The organism is Bradyrhizobium sp., from assembly GCF_017881085.1.
GTDB lineage: Bacteria > Pseudomonadota > Alphaproteobacteria > Rhizobiales > Xanthobacteraceae > Bradyrhizobium.
The window spans coordinates 1-8574 of the sequence record NZ_JADGRI010000234.1 but is presented as its reverse complement, the minus strand read 5'-3'; the positions used below and the strand labels follow the sequence as shown (position 1 = coordinate 8574).

Below are 8574 nucleotides of genomic sequence, written 5' to 3'. Positions count from 1 at the left end.
TCAAGCGGGACTTCGATTTTCGGCCGGCACGGGCTGTACCGGGACCGTTAAAATCGCGGCTTTGCTAACATAGCGAGCGCGCAGGTGCAACATGACGGCAGAGGCTGGCGCTGCCTTGTCGCATGTGGTTATCCGCGACGGCCCGACGTCATTTTTTCAACGCTCCCGGCACCGCAAATTTTTCAGCGCCGGCCCGCCTCGGGGCTGACGCTTTGCGGAGATCGCACGTGGCAGTTCGTTCCGTCGCCCGATGCATGGCTGCATGAGCCGTGCGCAGGGAACCCCGGTTTTGGCCCGGCCCTTCCAAGGTCTGCGTTACTTGGCGAAATCTCGTCTTCTCGGACGAAGACTTTGTTCGTCAGTATTCCTGAGTAATAATTGGTAAATGTTATAATAATTCATACTACTCCGGAACCCTTAAGGACTAGCCGAATTTGGTCACAAGATGTTTCAGCGGGAGACAAACGGGTTTTACTGCCCCTTTTATGCCTCATTAGCCCACCAAACGGCGACTAGGCAACTTGGGACGGGGGTTCCACTTGTCGCTTATGTGGCAATACTGTCTGAGGGACTAATACATGTTGAAACTCAAAAATCCGACGCTGGGAAACGTAACCCAGTCGCGCACGGCGCTAGCCCTTTTCGCCGCAACTCTCCTGGTCGGCGGAAGCGTGACCGAGGCCTCGGCTAAATCGCATCGCCATCATCATCACGGCTATCGCCATCATCATCACGCCAGCAACTCGCCGCGGGGCGCTTCCGAGCTGTCTTGGCGCGACGCCAACGCCTCGATCGCCCCGATGTCGGGTGGCGGACATACCTTCTCGGGGATGGCCTCTTACTACGGCAACGAGTCCGGCAGCAGGACCGCTTCCGGGCAGCGCTTCAATCAGAACGCTCTGACCTGTGCCCATCGCTCGCTGCCGTTCGGCACCAAGCTCCGGGTGACCCATGGCGGCCGCAGCGTCGTCGTCACCGTCAACGATCGCGGCCCGTTCATCCGCGGCCGGGTTCTCGACCTCTCGACCGCCGCTGCCCGTGCAGTTGGCCTGACCGGCGCTGGCGTGGGCCGCGTGACCGCAGAGGTGGTTTCCTGACGCCGTTCGGGGAGGCCAAGCGCCAAACCCAGTAAGCGTTGCGTGGCGTAACGGCCGCAGGACTTGATGCGCGCCGAAGAAAGCCCGCCGTCGCAAATGAGGGCGAGCTTTTCATATGGCCCTGTTCGTCATTCCGGGTTCGATGCTGCGCATCGCCCCGGAATGACACCCTCCCCTACAAAAAGCTCTGGGGGTCGACATCGACCTCGAGCTTGAGATTGCCTTTTGTTTTTGGGCCTGCCGCGAGCCATTCGCGCAGATATTCCGACAGATCGACGTTGCGCGCCGATTTCACCAGCAGCCGGAAACGATATCGGCCCTTGATCACCGCAAGCGGAGCTTCGGCGGGTCCCAATACCTTAATCCGCTCGTCGATCGGCGCAATCGCCGCAAGCTTGCGGGCAAAGCCCTCCGCCGTCGGCCGGTCGCCCGCGGAAATGATCAGGCTGGCCAGCCGGCCGAACGGCGGATAGGAAGCGCGCTCGCGCGCCTCGATCTCGCTGGCGTAAAACGCCTCGCGGTCGCAGGCTACCAGCGCCTTCATCACGGGATGTTCGGGCTGGTGGGTCTGTAGATAACCGACGCCTCGGCCCTGATCGCGCCCGGCGCGCCCGATCACCTGGTTGAGCAATTGCCAGGTGCGCTCGGCGGCGCGCGGATCGCCGTTGCTCAAGCCCAGATCGGCATCGACCACGCCGACCAAATTGAGCCGCGGGAAATTATGACCCTTCGCCACCAGTTGGGTGCCGATGATGATATCGACGCGGCCTTGCGCGATCTCGGTCAATTCGGCGCGCATGGTTTCGATCGAAGTGATCAGATCGCTCGACAGCACCATGGTGCGCGCGTCCGGAAACAGGGCGGCTGCTTCCTCCTGCAAGCGTTCGACGCCGGGGCCGACCGCGACCAGCGATTCCTCGGCCTGGCAATGCGGACAGACATGCGGACGCGGCATCGAGAAGCCGCAGTGATGGCAGACCAGACGCTGACGAAACCGGTGATCGACCAGCCATGCGTCGCAGATGGTGCAGGCGAAGCGATGCCCGCAGGCCCGACACAAAGTGAGCGGCGCGTAGCCCCTGCGGTTGAGGAACAACAGCGCCTGTTCGCGCCGCTCCACCGCGATTTTGATCTCGCCGGCGAGCTTGGGCGAAATGAAGCGGCCCCGTGCCGGCGCCTCGCGCCGCAGGTCGATCGCCTCGATATGCGGCATGTGCTGGCCGCCGAACCGCGACGGCAGCACGATGCGCTGATAGCGGCCCTTCCGCGCGTTGACTTCGGTCTCGACGGACGGCGTCGCGGAAGCCAGCACGATGGGGATCTTGGCGATATGCGCGCGCACCACCGCCATGTCGCGGGCGTGATAATGCGCGCCTTCGTCCTGCTTGTAGGCCTGGTCGTGCTCTTCATCGACCACGATCAGCCCGAGATTGCCATAGGGTAGAAACAGCGCCGAGCGCGCGCCCACCACCACGGGCGCTTCGCCCGCCGCGATTGCGGCCCAGTTGCGCTGCCGGGTGCGCGGGGTCAGTTCGGAATGCCACTCCAGCGGCCGGACGCCGAAGCGCAGCGCGAACCGGTCGAGGAACTGGCCGGTCAGCGCGATTTCCGGCATCAGGATCAGCGACTGCCTGCCGCGGCGGATCACTTCGGCGATGGCCTCGAAATAGACTTCGGTCTTGCCCGAGCCGGTAACGCCGTCGAGCAGCGCGACGTGAAAGCTGCCATTCGCCGCCAGCGCGCGCATCGCGTCCACGGCGGTACGCTGCTGGCGCGAAAAGTCAGGCATGGCGAACGAGGGATCGGGCGCCGGGGGCGCCAGCGCACGCGGCATGGCCTCCGTCGCCAGGGTGCCTTCGTCGACCAGGCCGTCGATGACGCCGGCGCTGACGCCCGCTTCCCTGGCGGCTTCGGATTTGCCGTGCAACAGGCCATCGGACAGCACATCGATCAGCCGCCGCCGTGCCGGGGTCAGACGCTTGGGCGGCTCGCCGATCAGGCGCACGCCCATCCGCACCCGCTCGGGGCCGAGATGCTCGCCCATCCGCAGACACATGCGCAGCACCATGCCGCGCGCCGACAGCGTGTAGTTGGCGACCCAATCGACGAGCGCGCGCAGTTCCTCCTTCAGCGGCGGCACGTCGAGTTTTTCGCCGACATCCTTCAGCCGATTGTGCAGACGCGGATCGGGATTGGCGTTCTCCGCCCATACCACCGCGACCACCTCGCGGGGCCCCAGCGGCACGCAGACCACATCGCCGGGCTTCAGTTCCATGCCGCGCGGCACCCGGTAGGAATAATTCCGATCGAGCGCGACCGGAACCAGCACATCGACCACGCCGGTCGATGATGCGGATGACGTATTGGCGGGCGTGGAATGGTCCATGGGAGAATCAGGCTCGGGGGTCCGAAAGGGACGGCCTAACTTAGGACTGCGCGCCGGTCTGGGCCAGTGTCCGGCCGCCGGCGCGAGGCCAATTAGCGAACGGTAAACGAAGGCGGTGCGATATACTGTCGGGAATCATCGCGTGGTCCGGAACGGCCCGAAAGACAGCCAAATGGCAAAGCCAGCTCCCGCGGTTCAACCGATCGAACTCGACTGCGCCGACAGCAGCATCACGCTGGAGATGACCCGTTGGCTGGCGCATCTGCGCAGCGAGCGGCGGCTGTCGCCGAAGACGCTGGAAGCCTATGCCCGCGACCTCCGCCAGTTCCTCGAATTTCTCGCCGGGCATTGGGGGGCGCGCGCGACGCTGTCGCGCTTTGCGGCGCTGGAGGCGAGCGATATCCGGGCTTTCATGGCGATGCGGCGCGCCGACGACATCGGCGGGCGTTCCCTGATGCGGGCGCTGGCGGGCCTGCGCTCGTTCGGCCGCTTCCTCGAGCGGGAAGGCAGAGGCAAGGTCGGAGCGCTCTCGGCCATTCGCGCGCCAAAAATCGGCAAGAGCCTGCCGAAGCCGGTCCCGATGGCGGCGGCGAAACGCTTTGCGGATGCCGACGAACGCGCCGGCGAGCAGCGCGATCCCTGGATCTGGGCGCGCGACGCCGCCGTGATGGCGCTGCTGTATGGCTCCGGTCTGCGGATCTCGGAAGCGCTTGGCTTGAAACGCCGCGAGGTGCCGCTGCCCGGCGAAGGCGACGTCCTGGTCGTCACCGGCAAGGGCAACAAGACCCGCATGGTGCCGGTGCTGCAGAACGTGCTGGCGCTGGTTCAGGATTATGTCGCTGTCTGCCCGCATCCATTGCCGCCCGAAGGGCCGATCTTCGTCGGCGCCCGCGGCGGACCGCTCAGTCCCCGAATCATCCAGCTCACCATGGAGCGGCTGCGCGGCGTGCTCGGCCTGCCCGACAGCGCGACTCCGCACGCGCTGCGGCATTCCTTCGCGACGCATCTCTTAAGCCGCGGCGGCGATCTGCGCGCGATCCAGGAACTGCTCGGGCATGCGTCGCTGTCGACCACGCAGATCTATACCGGCATCGACAGCGAGCGGCTGCTGGAAGTCTATAAATCGGCGCATCCCCGCGCCTGAAAATCGCCTCGCTTTAATCCCTGACATGTCACGGTCACTGCCGCTTGCCTCTTGCGCGGACGGTGTTGTTCGGTCAATCGTGGACTATCGAGCCGGGAGGGAGTCATGAGCGCACACGAAAGCATGGAGCAGGCGGAGCACACCAAGGAAGCGGCCGGAGAGAACAGGAAGATCGCGCTGTTGATTGCCGTGATCGCGCTGTGCCTGGCGCTGTCGGAGACGCTGGGCAAGGGCGCCCAGACCGAATCCATCAGCAAGAATGTCGAGGCCTCGAACCTGTGGGCGTTCTTCCAGGCCAAGAGCATCCGCCGCACCGTGGTGCAGACCGCTTCGGATCAGGCCAAGTTAGGCGTCGGCACCGCCGGCGATGCTGCCGCCAAGGCGGCGCTGCAAAAGCAGATCGACGACTGGCAGCAGACAGCGGCGCGCTACCGCTCCGAGCCCTCGACCGGCGAAGGCACCGAGCAGCTCGCCGAACGCGCCAAGCATGCCGAGGAAGAGCGCGACCTCGCGACGGCGAAGTATCATCATTTCGAACTTGCCTCCGCCGCTTTCCAGATCGGCATCGTGCTGGCGTCCGCCACCATCATCACCGGCATGATCGCGCTGGCCTGGATCTCCGGACTTCTGACGGTGGCCGGGATCGCATTCACCGCGCTCGGCATATTCGTGCCGCATCTGCTGCATCTGCCGTGAACTAGCGCGTTTGCGAGCGAAGTGGAAACCGGTTCGCGTAAAGAAAACGCGTCAAAACAAGAATCTAGCTAGAGCTTCGGTTCTGATTCAATCGGAACGGAAGTTCTAGCGCGCTTCGTGCACGCTCTTGCGGAAGCGCTGGATCAGCCGCAGCGTGCGCGATGACCAGCTGCTGCCGTCGCCGCGCAACGCGTCCAGAATTTTGGATTTGATTGGATCGACCAGCGCCCTCGCCTTCGCCCGTAACCCAAGCACAAACTCATAGAGCGTTTCGAACCAGTCCATCTCCAGCAGCTTGTCCCTGGTCACGTCGAAGATGAAGGCGGCGACGCCGACCCCGAGGAATTTTGCGAAGATGATGGTGAGGACGGCGCTCATCCAATATTCGTGGGTAAGCAGCCAGAGGCCGACCAGCTTCAGCGGAAACAGCGGGATCACCGGCACGATGAAAACGATCAGCGTCATCGCCGGCGACAGCGTGTCGACGCGTTCGGCGAGCCATTGCTTGAAGGCGCGCAGCGGAATCAGCGCCACGAACCACGCCACGATCGGCTCGAGGTGATCCCACAGCCAAGCCTCGACCAGAAAGATGATCGCGAGCAGAACCCAGATCGGCTGTAGGAGGCGGCGCATCATCCCTAGCTGTCCTCGCCCGATTCCGGGGCGCAGATCACATATGGATCGCGCGCTTGCCGACTGCAAGCGCCGCTTCCTTGATGGCTTCCGAACGGGTCGGGTGGGCGTGGCAAGTGCGGGCCAGATCCTCGGCGGAACCGCCGAATTCCATCAGGACGCAGGCTTCGTGGATCATTTCGCCGGCTTCGCGGCCGATGATATGCACGCCGAGCACCCGATCGGTCTTCGCATCTGCGAGAATCTTCACGAAGCCCTCGGTTGTCTGGTTGACCTTGGAGCGGCCATTGGCGGTGAAGGGGAATTTGCCGACGGTATAGGCCACGCCGGCCTGCTTCAGCTCTTCCTCGGTCTTGCCGACCGACGACACTTCCGGCGTGGTATACACAACCCCTGGTATAACATCGTAATTCACATGCCCGGCCTGCCCGGCGAGGATTTCCGCGACCGCAACGCCCTCGTCCTCGGCCTTGTGCGCGAGCATCGGCCCCGCGACGACGTCGCCGATGGCATAGACGCCCTTCACGGTGGTCGCAAAATGCGAATCGATTTGCACGCGGCCGCGATTGTCGAGCGCCACGCCGGCTTCCTTCAGGCCGAGGCCCTCGGTGTAGGGAACACGGCCGATGCAGACCAGCACCACGTCGGCCTCCAGGGTTTCCGCCTTGCCGCCCGCGGCCGGTTCGACCTGCGCGGACAGTGTCTTGCCCGAGGTGTCGACGCCGGTGACCTTGGCGCCAAGCTTGAATGCAAAGCCCTGCTTTTCAAGAATGCGCTGGAATTGCTTGGCTACTTCGCCATCCGTGCCCGGCAAGATACGGTCGAGAAATTCCACCACCGTGACTTGCGCGCCGAGACGGTGCCACACGGAACCGAGTTCGAGCCCGATCACGCCGGCGCCGACGATCAATAGTCTCTCCGGTACCTTGTCGAGCGACAGCGCGCCGGTCGACGACACGATGCGCTTCTCGTCGATCTCGATACCCTTCAGCCGCGCGATATCGGAGCCGGCGGCGATGACGATGTTCTTGGTCTCCACCACTTGCGCCTTGCCGTCACTGCCGGTCACCTCGACCTTGCCGGTGCCGAGGATTTTGCCCTTGCCATGGATGACGTCGATCTTGTTTTTCTTCATCAGGAATTCGACGCCCTTGACGTTGCCGTCGATGCCCTGCTGCTTGAAATTCATCATCGCGGGCAGATCGAGTTTCGGGGCGGAAACGCTGACGCCCATTTTCGCGAAGCTGTGCCCGGCTTCTTCGAACATTTCGGAAGCATACAGCAGCGCCTTCGACGGCATGCATCCGACATTGAGGCAGGTGCCGCCGAGCGTGGCATTCTTCTCGACCACCGCGACCTTCATGCCGAGTTGTGCGGCGCGGACCGCGCAGACGTACCCGCCGGGACCGGTACCGATGATAACGAGATCGTAAGTGGCCATGATTGGAAGTCCCGTGGCTGGATGCTGTGACAGGTATTAGCGACCGCCGGATACATCGAGGATGGCGCTGGTCACGTAGGAAGCGTCGTCCGACATCAGCCAGACGATGGCGTTGGCGATCTCCTCGGCGGTGCCGACGCGTTTCATCGGCACGTTATGAGCGAGACGATGCGCGCGGTCGGGCTCGCCACCCGAGGCATGGATTTCGGTATCGATCAGCCCGGGCCGGATCGCGGCGACGCGAATGCCCTCGCCGGCGACTTCATACCCGAGACCGATGGTAAAGGAATCGATCGCGCCTTTCGAGGCCGCGTAGTCGACATAGGTATTGGGCGAGCCGAGCTTGGCGGCAACCGACGACAGGTTGACGATGACCCCGCCCTTGCCACCGTGCCGCGTCGACATCCGCTTCACCGCCTCTCGCGCGCACAGCATGCTGCCCGTGACGTTGACGGCCATCATGCGCTGGATGCGCTCGGCGGACATCTCGTCGACCCGCGACGTCGGCCCGACGATGCCGGCATTGTTGATCAGCGCGCCCAGCGTTCCGAACTTGTCGGCGGCCTTGAACAGCGCGAGGATATCGTGCTCGTCGCCGACATCGCATTTCAGCGCGATCGCCTTGCCGTTCTTGACTTCGATGGCGGAGACCACGCTTTTCGCCGCCGCCTCATTGCTGGCGTAGCCGACGACGACCCGAAAGCCACGGCTGGCGGCGGCGATCGCGGTGGCGCGGCCGATGCCGCGGCTCCCGCCGGTGATGATTGCAACTCTGTCCGTCAAGATTTCGCCCCCGAAAAACCAAGCGTACGCTGCTGGAAAAGCCGCATCGGAAAACGCGCGGCGAACGCAGAAATCAAAAACCCGATTACAGGTCCAGCACCAGCCGCGCCGGATCTTCGAGGTTTTCCTTGACGCGGACCAGGAAAGTGACCGCTTCCTTGCCGTCGATGACGCGGTGATCGTAGGACAGCGCCAGATACATCATCGGGCGGATCTCGACCTTGCCGCCGATCGCCATCGGGCGATCCTGGATCTTGTGCATGCCGAGAATGGCGGACTGCGGCGCGTTCAGGATCGGCGTCGACATCAGCGAACCGTAGATGCCGCCATTGGTGATGGTGAAGGTGCCGCCCTGCATCTCGTCGATCTTGAGCTGGCCGTCGCGGGCGCGGCG

The 8574-nt window shown here is 63.9% G+C and carries 8 protein-coding genes; 3 read left to right on the top strand and 5 right to left on the bottom strand.

The window, feature by feature from the left end; translation table 11 throughout:
* The first annotated feature begins 578 nt into the window (after positions 1-578).
* A complete protein-coding gene (locus tag QZ213_RS19985) occupies positions 579-1097 on the top strand; it encodes a septal ring lytic transglycosylase RlpA family protein (RefSeq protein WP_291687825.1) in 519 nt (172 codons plus the stop codon).
* Between the two features lie 175 nt (positions 1098-1272).
* Here the strand turns inward: QZ213_RS19985 and QZ213_RS19980 are convergent, their stop codons facing one another.
* Positions 1273-3483: a primosomal protein N' gene (locus QZ213_RS19980; RefSeq protein ID WP_291687824.1), complete on the bottom strand. Its 2211-nt coding sequence runs from the start codon at positions 3481-3483 to the stop codon at positions 1273-1275.
* A 172-nt stretch (positions 3484-3655) separates the two neighbouring features.
* Here QZ213_RS19980 and QZ213_RS19975 point away from each other — a divergent pair, with 172 nt between their 5' ends.
* Positions 3656-4627 carry a tyrosine recombinase XerC gene (locus QZ213_RS19975; protein WP_291687823.1) on the top strand — a complete coding sequence of 324 codons (972 nt, stop codon included), beginning with the start codon at positions 3656-3658 and terminating at the stop codon, positions 4625-4627.
* 105 nt (positions 4628-4732) lie between these two features.
* Entirely contained in the window at positions 4733-5323 is a 591-nt protein-coding gene (locus QZ213_RS19970) for a DUF4337 domain-containing protein (protein WP_291687822.1), read from the top strand.
* A gap of 105 nt (positions 5324-5428) precedes the next feature.
* On the opposite strand, the gene QZ213_RS19965 is transcribed toward QZ213_RS19970, so the two are convergent.
* The 4 genes from QZ213_RS19965 to QZ213_RS19950 all read right to left on the bottom strand — a co-directional run.
* Positions 5429-5959, bottom strand: coding sequence for a hypothetical protein (locus QZ213_RS19965; RefSeq protein WP_291687821.1), 531 nt, complete (start codon positions 5957-5959; stop codon positions 5429-5431).
* Positions 5960-5993: 34 nt separating this feature from the next.
* Positions 5994-7397, bottom strand: coding sequence for a dihydrolipoyl dehydrogenase (gene lpdA / locus QZ213_RS19960; protein WP_291687820.1), 1404 nt, complete (start codon positions 7395-7397; stop codon positions 5994-5996).
* Between the two features lie 36 nt (positions 7398-7433).
* Positions 7434-8180, bottom strand: coding sequence for an SDR family oxidoreductase (locus QZ213_RS19955; protein WP_291687819.1), 747 nt, complete (start codon positions 8178-8180; stop codon positions 7434-7436).
* Between the two features lie 85 nt (positions 8181-8265).
* The coding region (locus QZ213_RS19950; RefSeq protein WP_291687818.1) for a 2-oxo acid dehydrogenase subunit E2 at positions 8266-8574 on the bottom strand (309 nt) is incomplete at its 5' end.

Bases quoted from the DNA above. Each gene is read 5' to 3' on its own strand.
- QZ213_RS19985 (WP_291687825.1), top strand. From the start codon at position 579: ATGTTGAAACTCAAAAATCCGACGCTGGGAAACGTAACCCAGTCGCGC.
- QZ213_RS19980 (WP_291687824.1), bottom strand. From the start codon at position 3,483: ATGGACCATTCCACGCCCGCCAATACGTCATCCGCATCATCGACCGGC.
- QZ213_RS19975 (WP_291687823.1), top strand. From the start codon at position 3,656: ATGGCAAAGCCAGCTCCCGCGGTTCAACCGATCGAACTCGACTGCGCC.
- QZ213_RS19970 (WP_291687822.1), top strand. From the start codon at position 4,733: ATGAGCGCACACGAAAGCATGGAGCAGGCGGAGCACACCAAGGAAGCG.
- QZ213_RS19965 (WP_291687821.1), bottom strand. From the start codon at position 5,959: ATGATGCGCCGCCTCCTACAGCCGATCTGGGTTCTGCTCGCGATCATC.
- lpdA (WP_291687820.1), bottom strand. From the start codon at position 7,397: ATGGCCACTTACGATCTCGTTATCATCGGTACCGGTCCCGGCGGGTAC.